Source organism: Lelliottia sp. SL45 (genome assembly GCF_026672535.1).
Lineage (GTDB): Bacteria > Pseudomonadota > Gammaproteobacteria > Enterobacterales > Enterobacteriaceae > Enterobacter > Enterobacter nimipressuralis.
On the sequence record NZ_JAPPRH010000003.1, the window covers coordinates 642,865 to 656,698 of the forward strand.

The window sequence follows — 13,834 nt, forward strand, 5'->3', positions numbered from 1 at the left end:
CCTTTTTTATTTACGCGCGGGAAGGAAATCCCTACGCAAACGTTTTCTTTTTCTGTTAGAATTCGCCCCGAACTGGATGACAGGGCGTTTAATCGTGGGACACATATGGTCTGGATTGATTACGCCATCATTGCGGTGATAGGTTTTTCCTGTCTGGTTAGCCTGATCCGTGGCTTTGTTCGTGAAGCGTTATCGCTGGTGACATGGGGTTGTGCTTTCTTTGTCGCCAGTCATTACTACACTTACCTGTCTGTCTGGTTCACGGGCTTTGAAGATGAACTGGTCCGAAATGGAATCGCCATCGCGGTGCTGTTTATCGCGACGCTAATCGTCGGCGCTATCGTGAACTACGTGATAGGTCAGCTGGTCGAGAAAACCGGTCTGTCAGGAACAGACAGGGTGCTGGGGATCTGTTTTGGTGCGCTGCGAGGCGCGCTGATCGTGGCTGCGATACTGTTCTTCCTTGATACCTTTACCGGGTTTTCAAAAAGCGAAGACTGGAGCAAGTCCCAGCTGATTCCACAGTTCAGCTTCATCATCAGATGGTTCTTTGACTATCTGCAAAGCTCGTCGAGTTTCTTGCCCAAAGTGTAAAACGCTTTGAGATGTGGCTTAACGAGGAAAAGACGAATGTGCGGTATTGTCGGTATCGCCGGTTTCATGCCGGTAAACCAGTCTATTTATGACGCGTTGTCGGTGCTTCAGCACCGTGGCCAGGATGCAGCAGGCATCATCACCATTGATGCCAACAACTGTTTCCGTTTACGCAAAGCGAATGGCCTGGTCAACGATGTATTTGAAGCCCGCCATATGCAGCGCCTGCAAGGCAATATGGGGATTGGCCACGTTCGTTATCCTACTGCTGGCAGTTCCAGCGCCTCTGAAGCACAGCCGTTCTACGTCAACTCACCGTATGGCATCACGCTTGCCCACAATGGCAACCTGACCAACGCGCATGAGCTGCGTAAAAAGCTGTTCGAAGAGAAGCGTCGCCACATTAACACCACCTCTGATTCTGAAATCCTGCTCAATATCTTTGCCAGCGAGCTGGATAACTTCCGCCATTATCCGCTGGAAGCAGACAACATTTTTGCCGCCATTGCCGCGACAAACCGCCAGATCCGTGGCGCGTATGCTTGCGTGGCGATGATTATCGGCCACGGTATGGTGGCATTCCGCGACCCTAACGGCATCCGTCCGCTGGTGCTGGGTAAGCGCGATTTGGGTGATGGCCGTACCGAGTATATGGTCGCCTCCGAGAGCGTGGCGCTGGATACCCTGGGCTTTGAGTTCCTGCGCGATGTCGCCCCGGGCGAAGCCGTCTACATCACCGAAAAAGGCCAGCTGTTTACCCGTCAGTGTGCGGAAAACCCGGTCAGCAATCCGTGCCTGTTCGAATATGTTTACTTCGCACGCCCTGACTCGTTTATCGACAAAATTTCCGTGTACAGCGCGCGCGTGAATATGGGTACCAAGCTCGGTGAGAAGATCGCCCGCGAGTGGGACGATCTGGATATCGACGTGGTGATCCCTATTCCGGAAACCTCCTGCGATATCGCACTGGAGATGGCCCGTATTCTGGGTAAACCGTACCGTCAGGGCTTTGTGAAAAACCGCTACGTTGGCCGCACCTTTATCATGCCTGGTCAGCAGCTGCGTCGTAAGTCTGTGCGTCGTAAGCTCAACGCCAACCGCGCTGAGTTCCGCGATAAGAACGTGTTGCTGGTGGATGACTCCATCGTACGTGGCACCACTTCCGAGCAAATTATCGAGATGGCGCGTGAAGCCGGTGCGAAGAAAGTCTATCTGGCCTCTGCTGCGCCGGAAATTCGTTTCCCGAACGTCTACGGTATCGACATGCCGACCGCCAACGAGCTGATCGCACACGGTCGTGAAGTGGACGAGATTCGCCAGATCATCGGCGCTGACGGCCTGATTTTCCAGGATCTCAGCGATCTGATTGACGCAGTACGCGCTGAAAACCCGGACATTCAGCAGTTCGAGTGCTCCGTGTTCAACGGCATCTATGTGACCAAAGACGTCGATCAGCAGTATCTCGACTACCTTGACTCGCTGCGTAACGACGATGCCAAAGCCGTACAGATGCAAAACGATCTCGAAAGCTTAGAGATGCACAACGAAGGCTAACGCCCCGGCAAGTGAGGGCGGGCGCCCTCACTTGCAACTCCCCGCAAAATCCTGCAAAGTCTGCCCTGAAGCAAGAAAGGGCGAAATCATGAAACAACTCATTGTAGGGATCTCCGGTGCCAGTGGCGCCATTTACGGCGTACGTCTGCTCCAGGTGCTGCGCGACGTGGCGGATGTCCAGACCCATCTGGTGATGAGCCAGGCGGCGCGTCAGACCCTTTCCCTCGAAACCGATTTTTCTCTGCGCGATGTTCAGGCTCTGGCCGACGTGGTGCACGATGCCCGCGATATCGCCGCCAGCATCTCCTCTGGCTCGTTTAAAACTGCTGGCATGGTTATCCTCCCCTGTTCCATAAAAACCCTCTCTGGCATCGTCAACAGCTATACGGACACCCTCGTGACCCGTGCGGCCGACGTGGTGCTGAAAGAGCGCCGTACGCTGGTGCTGTGCGTGCGTGAAACGCCGCTGCATCTCGGCCATTTGCGTCTGATGACGCAGGCGGCGGAGCTGGGCGCGGTCATTATGCCGCCGGTTCCGGCGTTCTATCATCGCCCGCAAACCCTCGACGACGTGATTAACCAGACCGTAAACCGCGTACTGGATCAGTTTGATATCGACTTGCCGGAAGATCTGTTCGCGCGCTGGCAGGGCGCATAACCCGTCGCCCCGTTTGGGTGCATGATAAGCCTGGTTGCCCCTTCTCGGGGCAATTATGCAACCGCGATCATATCCTCGACATTTAATTCCTTTTTTCCCTTTTTCCCCCTCCGGTTCGTTTGGCAGACCTGCTATCTTCACTATTAAGGCAATATCGCAACGTTTTATTAACATATTTAACGTCGATTTTTTGACCAGTCGGCAATATGGCATAAGACCTGCAAGAGAACGCCTGCTATCCAACACACAACACAAACCATAATAAAATCACGACACTTGAGGGTAAATGTATGAAGAAGACGGTTCTGGCTCTGTCTCTGCTGGTGGGATTAAGTGCGGCAGCGAGCAGCTATGCAGCACTTCCTCAGACAGTGCGCATCGGTACAGACGCCACTTACGCGCCATTCTCGTCCAAGGATGCGAAAGGCGACTTTGTCGGCTTTGATATCGATTTGGGAAATGAAATGTGCAAGCGCATGCAGGTGAAATGCACATGGGTGGGCAGCGATTTTGATGCATTAATCCCGTCGCTGAAAGCCAAGAAAATCGATGCCATTATCTCCTCGCTCTCCATTACCGAAAAACGTCAGCAGGAAATTGCCTTCTCTGACAAGCTCTACGCGGCAGATTCCCGTCTGATTGCCGCGAAAGGCTCTCCGATTCAGCCGACCATCGAGTCGCTGAAAGGCAAACACGTGGGTGTGCTGCAAGGCTCCACTCAGGAAGGGTTTGCTAATGCTGACTGGCGCGAAAAAGGCGTCGATGTGGTTGCCTATCAGAACCAGGATCTGATCTACTCTGACCTCGCAGCAGGGCGTCTGGATGCCGCATTCCAGGACGAAGTGGCCGCCAGCGAAGGCTTTCTGAAACAACCTGCAGGTAAAGAGTTCGCCTTTGCCGGCCCGTCGGTGAAAGACAAAAAATACTTCGGCGATGGCACCGGGATTGGCTTACGTAAAGACGACAAAGAGCTGAAAGCGGCATTCGACAAAGCCTTTGCCGAACTGCGCAAAGACGGCACCTACGACAAGCTGGCGAAGAAGTACTTCGACTTCAACGTCTACGGGGATTAATCGTCACTGACGGGGCACTGCGCTCTGCATGATCCAAAATGGTGCAAAAGACGCACCATTTTGGGTCGCCGAGTGCATAGTTAAGCATTTATGATGCAAAAATTTCCATCTGGCGGGCTTTATACTTTGCCTTGCCAGGGGGATTAATGGCACATTAATGGCACTCCCCCGTTGTAAAATCCCGTAAGAAGACAGTCTGTTGAGGATAAACATGAAAAAACTGGTATTGTCGCTTTCTCTGGTGCTGGCATTTTCCAGCGCTACCGCCGCTTTTGCCGCCATTCCACAAAAAATCCGTATCGGTACCGATCCGACTTATGCCCCGTTCGAATCGAAGAATTCGAAAGGTGAACTGATCGGTTTTGACATCGATATCGCCAATGAGCTGTGCAAACGCATCAAAACCCAATGCACCTACGTTGAGAACCCACTGGATGCGCTGATCCCGTCGCTGAAAGCGAAGAAAATCGACGTGATTATGTCCTCACTCTCCATCACCGAAAAACGTCAGCAGGAGATTGCCTTCACCGACAAACTCTATGCGGCGGATTCTCGTCTGGTGGTCGCGAAGTCTTCTGACATTCAGCCAACGCTTGAGTCCCTGAAAGGCAAACGCGTGGGCGTGCTGCAGGGCACCACCCAGGAAACCTACGGCAATGAGCACTGGGCGCCGAAAGGCATTGAGATCGTCTCCTACCAGGGCCAGGAAAATATCTACGCTGACCTGACTGCTGGCCGTATCGACGCGGCGTTCCAGGACGAAGTGGCCGCTAGCGAAGGTTTCCTGAAGCAGCCTGTAGGGAAAGATTACAAGTTCGGCGGTCCGTCCATTAAGGACGAGAAACTCTTTGGCGTCGGCACCGGCATGGGCCTGCGTAAAGAGGACAACGAACTGCGCGAAGCACTGAACAAAGCCTTTGCCGAAATGCGCGCAGACGGCACTTACGAAAAACTGGCGAAGAAATACTTCGACTTTGATGTCTACGGCGGCTAATCGCCCCGTTAAATAACGTGCGGCCCCTCCCGCGTTCCGGGAGGGGAAAAGACACGGTGTGACCACTCACGACAGGGCAGGCCTTATGCTGTACGGATTTTCTGGCGTTATTTTACAAGGCGCGCTTGTCACCCTCGAACTGGCCATCAGTTCAGTGGTGCTGGCGGTGCTGATAGGCCTGGCGGGTGCGGGAGCGAAACTCTCAAGTAATCGGGTACTGGCGTTAATTTTTGAAGGCTACACCACGCTGATTCGCGGTGTGCCCGATCTGGTCCTGATGCTGCTCATTTTCTATGGTCTGCAGATTGCGCTCAACAGCGTGACGGATGCCGTGGGAATGTCGCAGATTGATATCGACCCGATGGTGGCCGGTATTATCACCCTTGGCTTTATTTACGGCGCCTATTTCACGGAAACCTTCCGCGGCGCATACATGGCCGTACCAAAAGGCCATATCGAGGCGGCCACCGCCTTCGGTTTTACCTCCTCACAAATTTTCCGTCGGATTATGTTCCCGGCCATGATGCGCTTTGCCTTACCGGGCATCGGTAACAACTGGCAGGTGATCCTCAAAGCGACGGCGCTGGTTTCCCTCCTCGGTCTGGAAGATGTGGTGAAAGCCACGCAGCTTGCGGGTAAGAGCACCTGGGAACCCTTCTATTTTGCCGTCGTGTGCGGCGTGATTTATCTGGTGTTTACTACCGTCTCCAATGGTGTGCTGCTTCTTCTCGAACGTCGCTACTCCGTGGGTGTGAAGAGGGCTGACCTGTGATTGAGATTATTCAGGAATACTGGAAATCGCTCCTGTGGACCGATGGCTACCGCTTTACCGGCGTGGCGATTACCCTGTGGCTGCTGATTTCGTCTGTGGTGATGGGCGGGATTCTGGCGGTGTTTTTATCCATTGGCCGCGTATCGGAAAACAAATACATTCGCTTCCCGATTTGGCTGTTTACCTATATTTTTCGCGGCACGCCGCTGTATGTCCAGCTGTTGGTCTTTTACTCCGGCATGTACACGCTGGAAATAGTCAAAGGCACAGAAATGCTGAACGCGTTCTTTCGCAGCGGCTTGAACTGTACCGTACTGGCGCTGACGCTAAATACCTGCGCCTACACCACAGAAATCTTCGCCGGTGCCATTCGTTCTGTGCCTTACGGTGAGATTGAAGCGGCGCGCGCCTATGGTTTCTCATCGGTGAAGCTCTATCGCTGCATTATTATGCCTTCCGCACTGCGTATCGCACTGCCGGCGTACAGCAACGAAGTGATCCTGATGCTGCACTCCACCGCGCTGGCGTTTACCGCGACAGTGCCGGACCTGCTGAAAATCGCGCGGGATATTAACTCGGCTACTTACCAGCCCTTTACCGCCTTTGGCATCGCCGCGGTGCTGTATTTGATTATTTCGTACGTCCTGATTAGCCTGTTCCGCAAGGCAGAAAAACGCTGGTTGCAGCACATGAAACCTACTTCGACGCACTGAGAAAACGATGTCTGAAAATAAATTAAACGTTATCGATCTGCACAAACGCTACGGCGAACATGAAGTGCTGAAAGGGGTATCGCTGCAGGCGAATGCGGGCGATGTGATCAGTATTATTGGCTCATCCGGTTCGGGAAAAAGTACCTTCCTGCGCTGCATAAACTTCCTCGAAAAGCCGAGCGAAGGGTCGATTATCGTCAGCGGGCAAAATATCAACCTGGTGCGCGATAAAGACGGGCAGCTGAAAGTGGCGGATAAGAATCAGCTGCGTCTGCTGCGCACGCGTCTGACGATGGTGTTCCAGCACTTTAACCTCTGGAGCCATATGACGGTGCTGGAGAACGTCATGGAAGCGCCGATTCAGGTGCTGGGCTTAAGCAAACAGGAAGCGCGTGAACGTGCGGTGAAATACCTGGCGAAAGTGGGTATCGACGAACGTCAGCAGATCAAGTATCCGGTGCATTTGTCCGGCGGTCAGCAGCAGCGTGTCTCCATCGCCCGTGCGCTGGCGATGGAGCCGGAAGTTCTGCTGTTTGATGAGCCGACCTCGGCGCTCGATCCTGAGCTGGTGGGCGAAGTGCTGCGCATTATGCAGAAGCTGGCCGAAGAGGGGAAAACGATGGTGGTGGTCACGCACGAGATGGGCTTCGCCCGTAACGTCTCGAACCACGTTATCTTCCTGCATCAGGGCGTCATCGAAGAGCAAGGGCATCCTGATGAGGTGCTGGCGAACCCGAAAAGCCCGCGTTTGCAGCAGTTCTTGAAAGGCTCGCTCAAGTAATGTCGGTGCCCGGTGGCGTTGAGTTTACCGGGCCTGCAAAACGCATTTCATCGCCGGGCAAAGACCGTGCCGCCTGGCAGCTCAGACCGCACCACACTCCAGCCGATACACCCAGTCGTCATACTGCACGCCGTTAATCTCATAGGCCTTTTCCAGCACCTGAGTACGCACAAATCCCTGCTTCTCCAGCACCCGCACCGAACCGGCGTTATCCGCCAGCACATAGGCGTTAATCGCTTTCACGCCCGCCTGGCTGAACGCATAGTCGCACACTGCCCGCAGCGCTTCGCTGGCATAGCCTTTGCCCTGTGCCTGAGGGATCACCGTATAGCCGATATCCGCTTCTTCACGGAACTTCGCGCTGATTTGCAGGCCAATATCGCCGAGCGGTGTGTCGTTGCCGTGGGCGCGAATCACAAAGGTGTGGGGCGCAGCCAGGCGAATGGCGAACAGGCGTCGGGTCTCTTTTTCAGGCGCAATGGCCGCCATATAACGCATGATCGCGCGATCTTCGCGCAGGGAGCGGAAGAACGCCCAGTCGGAGGGTTTAAAGGGGGAAAGCTGAAGTCGGGGAGTGGTGATTGTCGCCATAGTGTCGCCATTCTGGGGAGTCTGACGTACGACTCTACCATAAGCGACACGGCAGATTTAACCCACCACATCTCCCAGGGCTTCTTCTAAGTCGTACCAGCGGAAGGCAAATCCCGACGCCTCCAGCCGTTTTGGCAGGGCGCGCTGCCCGCCCAGCACTAGTACTGACGATTCCCCCATCAGGAGGCGGATGGCCGTCGCAGGGGCGCGAAGCACCGCAGGGCGTTTCAGGGCGTGGCCCAGCGCATGGGCAAACTGTTCGTTTCGCACCGGGTAGGGCGCAACCATATTGAACGGGCCGCGCAGATCGTTATCCAGCAGCCACAGAATGCCGTTAACCATATCGTCGATATGAATCCAGGCCAGATACTGGCGCCCGTTGCCCATCGGACCGCCCAGGCCAAGTTTAAATACCGGGAGCATCTTCGCCAGAATCCCGCCCTTCGGTGCCAGCACCACGCCGGTTCTGAGCAGACAAACGCGGGTAGCGTCACTCTGCGCACCGCAGGCGATTTGCTCCCAGCGGGCGCAGAGTTTGTGGGTAAATTCGTTATGCGGTGGCTCTTCTTCGGTAACGACGACTTCGCCGAGATCGCCGTAATAGCCTGCCGCCGAGCCGGAGATCAGCACCGACGGAGGCGTTGCGCTGGCGTGGAACAGATCGACCAGCTTTTGAGTGGTGTTCCAGCGGCTGTCACACAGCCGCTGTTTCTGCTCTTCGGTCCAGCGTTTGTCGGCGATAGGCTCACCGGCGAGGTTGATGACGGCGTCGAAACCGTCCAGATTCTGCTGTTCAGCCAGCCCTTTCCAGATATCGACGTTATTGCCGAGCACCTGACGCGCTTTATCCGCGTTGCGCGTCACCACGGTGATGTCGTGTTTCAGCACCTGCAAGCGCGAAATGAGATGACGGCCAATCAGGCCGGTACCGCCGGTCACCAGAATCTTCATACCACCTCCTGGAGGCGCTTAGCGTTGCCAGCTTAGGGTCATAGAGACCGAGTCGGCGTAACGCAGCGCGTGAAGTTTGTCGATTTCAACTTCAGCATAAGTGACCCAGTGATGTTCGCGTGCGATATCGAGCACATCCTGAGTTAATTTTTCGAGCAAAGAGAAACGGTTATTCTCAACGTACTTAATGATGTTCTTGGTAATGGTGCGATAGTTCAGGGCGTCGTTGATATCTTCACTGGCGCGGGCCTTGTCGGCCGGGTAGTGAATAACGACATTAATCACGATGTCCTGACGATTTTCGATCTCTTCGTCTTTGATACCGATAAAAGTGCGTAAGCGTAAGTTTTTTATACGAATAATAGCGTCATGCTGAGACATTGCAGGCTTCCTCTGTTTGTTATTCGCACCATAATACATGAGGATTTTGGGCGCGCCCAATCCGGCGGGTATCTAAATTTGCTGAGCTTTCTGCATCGCGCGCTCCGTCGCCGGGCGGGTGCGGATCCGCTCGAACCAGTTGTTCACGGCAGGGTAAGTGGCCAGATCGATTCGCTGGCGCAGATGGGCGTTGATCCACGGCCAGCAGGCGATATCCGCGATGCTGTAATGGTCGCCCCCAAGCCACGGGGATTTTTCCAGGCGCTTGTTCAGCACCCCGTAAAGACGCTGGGTTTCCACCTGATAGCGCTCAATGGCGTAAGGAATGGGCTGCGGGGCAAAATGGTTAAAGTGGTGGTTTTGTCCCAGGCTCGGCCCCAGACCGCTCGCCTGCCAGAACAGCCATTGCAGCGTGTGGTGGCGCTCACGCAGCTCACCGCTCAGCAGCTTGCCGGTTTTTTCCGCTAGATAGAGCAGAATCTCACCCGATTCAAACAGGCTCAGCGGCCTGCCGCCATCCACAGGGGAGGTATCGACAATCGCGGGAATTTTATTGTTGGGCGAAATGGCCAGAAAATCAGCCCGGAACTGATCGCCTTTGCTGATATCCACTTTGATAATGCGATAATCCAGCTGAGTTTCTTCCAGAAAGAGCGTGATCTTGTAACCGTTAGGGGTCGGGGCAAAATAGAGGTCTATCATCTCAACTCCTGTCATTAGATTATTTCAGGCCTTAAAAACGAGTATAGGCGCTGCGCATAAATCGTGAGTTTTCATCAAGTGACAGGAACGCAAAGAGATTATATGTTGGATGAAAACCGTTCAGCCGATGAGGATGTTATGAGCCAACCTGCGATTACCCTGTGGTCCGATGCCAACTTTTTTTCGCCGTATGTCATGAGTGTGTATGTCGCGCTGGCGGAGAAGGGGCTGACATTCAACCTCAAAACCGTTGATCTGGATCGCGGCGATCACCTTAAACCGCAGTGGCAGGGTTATGCCCTGACGCGTCGTGTGCCGGTGCTGGAAATCGACGGATTTGAGTTGAGTGAATCTTCAGCCATTGATGAGTATCTCGAAGACCGCTTTGCGCCGCCGGAGTGGGAGCGTATCTATCCCCACGATCTGCAAAAACGCGCGCGGGCGCGACAGATCCAGGCGTGGCTCAGGAGCGATCTGGTGCCGATTCGTGAGCAGCGTGCGACGGACGTGATCTTTGGCGGCGTGAAAATGCCTGCGCTCAACGAAGCGGGTGAGGCGAGCGCCAGTAAGCTCTTTGAAACGGCCACGAAACTGCTGGAACACGGCAACCCGAACCTGTTTGGCGAATGGTGTATTGCCGATGCCGATCTGGCGCTGATGCTTAACCGGCTGGTACTGAATGGCGACGCCGTTCCACAGGCGCTGGCCGACTATGCCTCCTTCCAGTGGCAGCGCGCCTCCGTGCAGCGTTTTGTCGCGCTGTCAGCAAAGCGTGCAGGCTGATAAACCCCGTGGGTTCAGGTATGATAGGGCAGTGATCATTTGAAAGGAGTCACTGATGAAACTCATGTTTGCATCGGATATTCACGGATCGCTGCCCGCGACGGAGCGCGTGCTTGAACGCTTTGTGCAAAGCGGGGCGCAGTGGCTGATTATCCTCGGCGATGTGCTTAACCACGGGCCGCGTAATGCGCTTCCGGACGGCTACGCTCCCGCGCAGGTGGCGGACAAACTGAATCAGTATGCGGATAAAATCATCGCGGTGCGCGGCAACTGCGACAGTGAAGTCGATCAGATGTTACTTCACTTCCCGATGACTGCTCCCTGGCAGCAGGTGTTGCTGGGCCAGAACCGCCTGTTTTTGACCCACGGACATCTTTTTAGCCCGGATAATTTGCCGCCGCTCTCGACTGGCGATGTGCTGGTTTACGGTCATACTCATATTCCGGTGGCGTCGAGGCACGGAGATACCGTGCATTTCAATCCTGGGTCCGTCAGTATTCCGAAAGGGGGGAATGTCCCCAGCTACGGCATGCTGGAGGAGAATCTATTACGCGTTATCGCACTTAATGATCAGCAAGTTATTGCGCAGGTCAGCATTAATCCGTAAGTTACACCTCAAAAGTCAAACGCGCCAAAAGAGCGCTTAACGAGAAGGGTTCCCGATGGTGGAGCAGAGTCATTTGGCAAGTACAGAGTGGGTTGACATTGTCAGCGAAGACAATGAAGTGATTGCACAGGCGAGCCGCGAGCAAATGCGGGCTGAACGTCTGCGTCACCGCGCAACTTACATCGTTGTTCACGATGGAATGGGCAAGATCCTGGTACAGCGACGTACTGACACGAAAGATTTTCTCCCGGGCATGCTCGATGCTACGGCAGGTGGCGTGGTCCAGGCCGATGAAATTCTGCTGGACTCTGCGCGTCGTGAGGCAGAAGAGGAGCTGGGCATTGCCGGTGTGCCTTTTGCTGAGCACGGTCTGTTCTACTTTGAAGACCCGCATTGTCGCGTCTGGGGCGGATTGTTTAGCTGCGTGTCTCACGGTCCCTTCGCCCTTCAGGAAGAAGAGGTGAGCGAAGTAAGCTGGATGACGCCAGAAGAGATCACCGCACGTTGTGATGAGTTCACTCCGGATTCACTGAAAGCTCTGGCGCTGTGGATGAGCCGCAACGCCAAAAATGAGTCCGCAAAATCTGAGAAGCAGGAGCAGGCTGAGTAAACCTCAGCAGCTCTCCCGCAAACACAGACTGGAGGCGATCGGTTTCTGATCGCGCCAGTCGCTGTCATTCAAGCGCTCCAGCAGCGCGCGTCCCGCTTCAACACCAATCTTACGATGTGGCACCGCCATCGTCGTCAGCGGCGGCTGACAGACACGGCTGACGTCGCTATCGCCAAAACCCACCACCGCCAGGTCATCCGGTACTTTGATGCGCCGGCGCTGACACTCATACAGCACGCCACATGCCAGTTCGTCGGAGACGCAGACCAGCGCATCCAGTTCTGGCCAGGCGAGTAAAAACTCCGGCAGCTGCGACGCCCCCGTTGAGAAATTCGGCGGCAGTGCGGCATTTATCACCCGATTTGGCGACATATGGTGGCGCAACATCGCCTTATACCAGCCTTGCAGATGTTGCTGGAAAATCCACTGCTCCTGATTGGCGCACAGCAGACCGATGTTCTGATAGCCGCGCTGAATCACCAGTTCGGTGAGTTCGTACATCGCCGCGACGTTGTCGATTCCAATATTCATATCCAGCGGATCGGCGCGCATCGCCCCCATTTCCATCACCGGTATAGAGGCGTTTTTCAGCCAGTGGCGGACGGTATCCGTGTGCTCCGCGCTGAGCAAAATGGCGGCCGCAATGTTAGAGGCGAGCAGCGTTTCGAGCAGTTTCTCTTCCTGCTCAGGACGGTGCTGAGATTCGGCCAGCATAATCTGGTATCCGGCCGGTTGCAGGATTTGCTGCAGTCCGGCGAACATATCGGAACATCCGTCTTCTGCAAGATTGGGGACGACCATGGCGATGGTCCTTGATGATGCTGACGCCAGCGCGCTGGCTGCAAGATTAGGCATATAACCCAGCTCCTGCACCGCCGCATCAATTTTTTCTCGTAGCTTATCGGAAACCTGCTCTGGCGTGCGCAATGCGCGGGACACCGTCATAGTACCCACTCCGGCAAGCTGAGCGACATCAGAGATTGTCACTTTGCCGGTACTACGTCGTTTTCGGGTTAGAGACATACAAATTCCTGGTGACCAGTCGCGTTTTGTTATCTTCCTTCACTTCACGTAAAAATCAGTATACGCCTTAACTCCCTTTTTTTACTGTGATTTAAGGTGCGGTTTGTAATTTGATAGCGCTATCACAATTTTGAACGTTAGAAATTGGTAGCGCTATCTTTGTGATCTTGATCGCAGCTATCCGTGATAGCCTTGCATAAAGTTTGCTCATTGTTGATATCAGGCCGGGAGGAAAACATGCTCAAAAACTGGATACATGATGCAACCATCACCCTGGAAGAGAGCGTTGAAAACTGGCCGCAGGCGCTGGAGCTTTGCGCCAGACCGCTGCTGGAGATGAACGTGATCTCCCAGGAGTATGTGACGGCGATTGTCGAAAAGCATCATAAGTTAGGACCGTATTACGTGCTGGCACCAGGGCTGGCGATGCCGCATGCGCGGCCAGAAGAAGGGGCGAAAGGGCTTGGCCTCTCATTATTAAAACTTAAGCAGGGAGTTGCATTCGGTGCCGGAGAGTTCGATCCGGTAGATATTATTATCATGCTGGCTGCACCCGATAAACACAGCCATATCGAAATGATCTCCGCGCTGGCCGAGTTATTTTCCAGTGACGATGATTTGGCCGAACTGCATAACGTAAATACGCGGGAGGAAATAAAAGCCATTATCGAACGCTTCTGACGTTATTACCCATTCCGATTAATTAACTCATTACGCTGATGCGTGATGCGGGCGCACTCTACTCAAAAAAGGCATAACAATGAAAATTATGGCGATTTGCGGCTCCGGCCTGGGCAGTAGTTTCATGGTCGAAATGAATATCAAAAAAGTGCTAAAAAAATTAAATATCCAGGCTGAGGTTGAGCACTCCGATCTCTCTTCGGCCACACCGGGTGCTGCCGATGTGTTCGTGATGGCGAAAGACATTGCTGCCAGCGCGAACGTGCCGGAAAGCCAGCTGGTGGTCATCAACAACATTATTGATATCAATGAACTGGAAGCGCAACTCAGCGCCTGGTTCGCAAAACAATCATCCTGATAACACCC

18 protein-coding genes are annotated in these 13,834 nt (G+C 54.3%); 13 read left to right on the forward strand and 5 right to left on the reverse strand.

The window, feature by feature from the left end; genetic code table 11:
- The first annotated feature begins 105 nt into the window (after window positions 1-105).
- The 8 genes from cvpA to hisP all read left to right on the forward strand — a co-directional run bounded on the left by cvpA (window position 106) and on the right by hisP (window position 7,139).
- Window positions 106-594, forward strand: coding sequence for a colicin V production protein (cvpA, locus tag OVA10_RS09000; protein ID WP_100779424.1), 489 nt, complete (start codon window positions 106-108; stop codon window positions 592-594).
- A 36-nt stretch (window positions 595-630) separates the two neighbouring features.
- On the forward strand, window positions 631-2,148 hold the full coding sequence (gene purF, locus OVA10_RS09005; protein WP_100779425.1) for an amidophosphoribosyltransferase: 1,518 nt from the start codon (window positions 631-633) through the stop codon (window positions 2,146-2,148).
- Between the two features lie 88 nt (window positions 2,149-2,236).
- Window positions 2,237-2,806: a UbiX family flavin prenyltransferase gene (locus OVA10_RS09010; RefSeq protein ID WP_102104915.1), complete on the forward strand. Its 570-nt coding sequence runs from the start codon at window positions 2,237-2,239 to the stop codon at window positions 2,804-2,806.
- A gap of 290 nt (window positions 2,807-3,096) precedes the next feature.
- Entirely contained in the window at window positions 3,097-3,879 is a 783-nt protein-coding gene (gene argT / locus OVA10_RS09015) for a lysine/arginine/ornithine ABC transporter substrate-binding protein ArgT (protein WP_095282776.1), read from the forward strand.
- A gap of 211 nt (window positions 3,880-4,090) precedes the next feature.
- Window positions 4,091-4,873, forward strand: a complete 783-nt coding sequence (gene hisJ / locus OVA10_RS09020; RefSeq protein WP_231276622.1) for a histidine ABC transporter substrate-binding protein HisJ — start codon at window positions 4,091-4,093, stop codon at window positions 4,871-4,873.
- 85 nt (window positions 4,874-4,958) lie between these two features.
- Window positions 4,959-5,645, forward strand: a complete 687-nt coding sequence (locus OVA10_RS09025; protein WP_100779428.1) for a histidine ABC transporter permease HisQ — start codon at window positions 4,959-4,961, stop codon at window positions 5,643-5,645.
- Entirely contained in the window at window positions 5,642-6,358 is a 717-nt protein-coding gene (locus OVA10_RS09030; protein ID WP_100779429.1) for an ABC transporter permease, read from the forward strand. The genes OVA10_RS09025 and OVA10_RS09030 overlap by 4 nt, the downstream gene beginning before the upstream one ends.
- Window positions 6,359-6,365: 7 nt before the next feature.
- Window positions 6,366-7,139, forward strand: a complete 774-nt coding sequence (hisP, locus tag OVA10_RS09035) for a histidine ABC transporter ATP-binding protein HisP (RefSeq protein WP_102104912.1) — start codon at window positions 6,366-6,368, stop codon at window positions 7,137-7,139.
- A gap of 81 nt (window positions 7,140-7,220) precedes the next feature.
- On the opposite strand, the gene OVA10_RS09040 is transcribed toward hisP, so the two are convergent.
- The 4 genes from OVA10_RS09040 to yfcG form a co-directional block, all read right to left on the reverse strand.
- The gene (locus OVA10_RS09040) at window positions 7,221-7,730 is read right to left on the reverse strand and encodes a GNAT family N-acetyltransferase (RefSeq protein ID WP_268195801.1); all 510 of its coding nucleotides are present in this window, start codon (window positions 7,728-7,730) and stop codon (window positions 7,221-7,223) included.
- A 57-nt stretch (window positions 7,731-7,787) separates the two neighbouring features.
- Complete coding sequence (locus OVA10_RS09045; protein WP_268195803.1) at window positions 7,788-8,681, reverse strand: TIGR01777 family oxidoreductase; 894 nt, start codon at window positions 8,679-8,681, stop codon at window positions 7,788-7,790.
- Between the two features lie 18 nt (window positions 8,682-8,699).
- Window positions 8,700-9,062, reverse strand: coding sequence for a dihydroneopterin triphosphate 2'-epimerase (gene folX / locus OVA10_RS09050; protein ID WP_100779433.1), 363 nt, complete (start codon window positions 9,060-9,062; stop codon window positions 8,700-8,702).
- A 72-nt stretch (window positions 9,063-9,134) separates the two neighbouring features.
- The gene (gene yfcG, locus OVA10_RS09055; RefSeq protein ID WP_268195805.1) at window positions 9,135-9,764 is read right to left on the reverse strand and encodes a GSH-dependent disulfide bond oxidoreductase; all 630 of its coding nucleotides are present in this window, start codon (window positions 9,762-9,764) and stop codon (window positions 9,135-9,137) included.
- A 138-nt stretch (window positions 9,765-9,902) separates the two neighbouring features.
- Here yfcG and yfcF point away from each other — a divergent pair, with 138 nt between their 5' ends.
- The 3 genes from yfcF to yfcD are packed head-to-tail and all read left to right on the forward strand — an operon-like array spanning window position 9,903 to window position 11,764.
- A complete protein-coding gene (gene yfcF / locus OVA10_RS09060; RefSeq protein ID WP_268195806.1) occupies window positions 9,903-10,547 on the forward strand; it encodes a glutathione transferase in 645 nt (214 codons plus the stop codon).
- A 55-nt stretch (window positions 10,548-10,602) separates the two neighbouring features.
- Entirely contained in the window at window positions 10,603-11,154 is a 552-nt protein-coding gene (yfcE, locus tag OVA10_RS09065) for a phosphodiesterase (protein WP_159075414.1), read from the forward strand.
- 55 nt (window positions 11,155-11,209) lie between these two features.
- Window positions 11,210-11,764 carry an NUDIX hydrolase YfcD gene (gene yfcD, locus OVA10_RS09070; RefSeq protein WP_268195807.1) on the forward strand — a complete coding sequence of 185 codons (555 nt, stop codon included), beginning with the start codon at window positions 11,210-11,212 and terminating at the stop codon, window positions 11,762-11,764.
- 3 nt (window positions 11,765-11,767) lie between these two features.
- On the opposite strand, the gene OVA10_RS09075 is transcribed toward yfcD, so the two are convergent.
- Window positions 11,768-12,787, reverse strand: coding sequence for a LacI family DNA-binding transcriptional regulator (locus OVA10_RS09075; RefSeq protein ID WP_100779437.1), 1,020 nt, complete (start codon window positions 12,785-12,787; stop codon window positions 11,768-11,770).
- Window positions 12,788-13,024: 237 nt separating this feature from the next.
- On the opposite strand from OVA10_RS09075, the gene OVA10_RS09080 reads away from it, so the two are divergent.
- On the forward strand, window positions 13,025-13,468 hold the full coding sequence (locus OVA10_RS09080; protein WP_268195808.1) for a PTS sugar transporter subunit IIA: 444 nt from the start codon (window positions 13,025-13,027) through the stop codon (window positions 13,466-13,468).
- 79 nt (window positions 13,469-13,547) lie between these two features.
- Window positions 13,548-13,826 (forward strand): PTS sugar transporter subunit IIB, encoded by a 279-nt coding sequence (locus tag OVA10_RS09085; RefSeq protein ID WP_268195809.1) that lies wholly within the window; start codon window positions 13,548-13,550, stop codon window positions 13,824-13,826.
- Window positions 13,827-13,834 lie beyond the last annotated feature (8 nt).

Coding starts and splice junctions, on each gene's coding strand:
- cvpA (WP_100779424.1), top strand. CDS start 106: ATGGTCTGGATTGATTACGCCATCATTGCGGTGATAGGTTTTTCCTGT.
- purF (WP_100779425.1), top strand. CDS start 631: ATGTGCGGTATTGTCGGTATCGCCGGTTTCATGCCGGTAAACCAGTCT.
- OVA10_RS09010 (WP_102104915.1), top strand. CDS start 2,237: ATGAAACAACTCATTGTAGGGATCTCCGGTGCCAGTGGCGCCATTTAC.
- argT (WP_095282776.1), top strand. CDS start 3,097: ATGAAGAAGACGGTTCTGGCTCTGTCTCTGCTGGTGGGATTAAGTGCG.
- hisJ (WP_231276622.1), top strand. CDS start 4,091: ATGAAAAAACTGGTATTGTCGCTTTCTCTGGTGCTGGCATTTTCCAGC.
- OVA10_RS09025 (WP_100779428.1), top strand. CDS start 4,959: ATGCTGTACGGATTTTCTGGCGTTATTTTACAAGGCGCGCTTGTCACC.
- hisP (WP_102104912.1), top strand. CDS start 6,366: ATGTCTGAAAATAAATTAAACGTTATCGATCTGCACAAACGCTACGGC.
- OVA10_RS09040 (WP_268195801.1), bottom strand. CDS start 7,730: ATGGCGACAATCACCACTCCCCGACTTCAGCTTTCCCCCTTTAAACCC.
- OVA10_RS09045 (WP_268195803.1), bottom strand. CDS start 8,681: ATGAAGATTCTGGTGACCGGCGGTACCGGCCTGATTGGCCGTCATCTC.
- folX (WP_100779433.1), bottom strand. CDS start 9,062: ATGTCTCAGCATGACGCTATTATTCGTATAAAAAACTTACGCTTACGC.
- yfcG (WP_268195805.1), bottom strand. CDS start 9,764: ATGATAGACCTCTATTTTGCCCCGACCCCTAACGGTTACAAGATCACG.
- yfcF (WP_268195806.1), top strand. CDS start 9,903: ATGAGCCAACCTGCGATTACCCTGTGGTCCGATGCCAACTTTTTTTCG.
- yfcE (WP_159075414.1), top strand. CDS start 10,603: ATGAAACTCATGTTTGCATCGGATATTCACGGATCGCTGCCCGCGACG.
- yfcD (WP_268195807.1), top strand. CDS start 11,210: ATGGTGGAGCAGAGTCATTTGGCAAGTACAGAGTGGGTTGACATTGTC.
- OVA10_RS09075 (WP_100779437.1), bottom strand. CDS start 12,787: ATGTCTCTAACCCGAAAACGACGTAGTACCGGCAAAGTGACAATCTCT.
- OVA10_RS09080 (WP_268195808.1), top strand. CDS start 13,025: ATGCTCAAAAACTGGATACATGATGCAACCATCACCCTGGAAGAGAGC.
- OVA10_RS09085 (WP_268195809.1), top strand. CDS start 13,548: ATGAAAATTATGGCGATTTGCGGCTCCGGCCTGGGCAGTAGTTTCATG.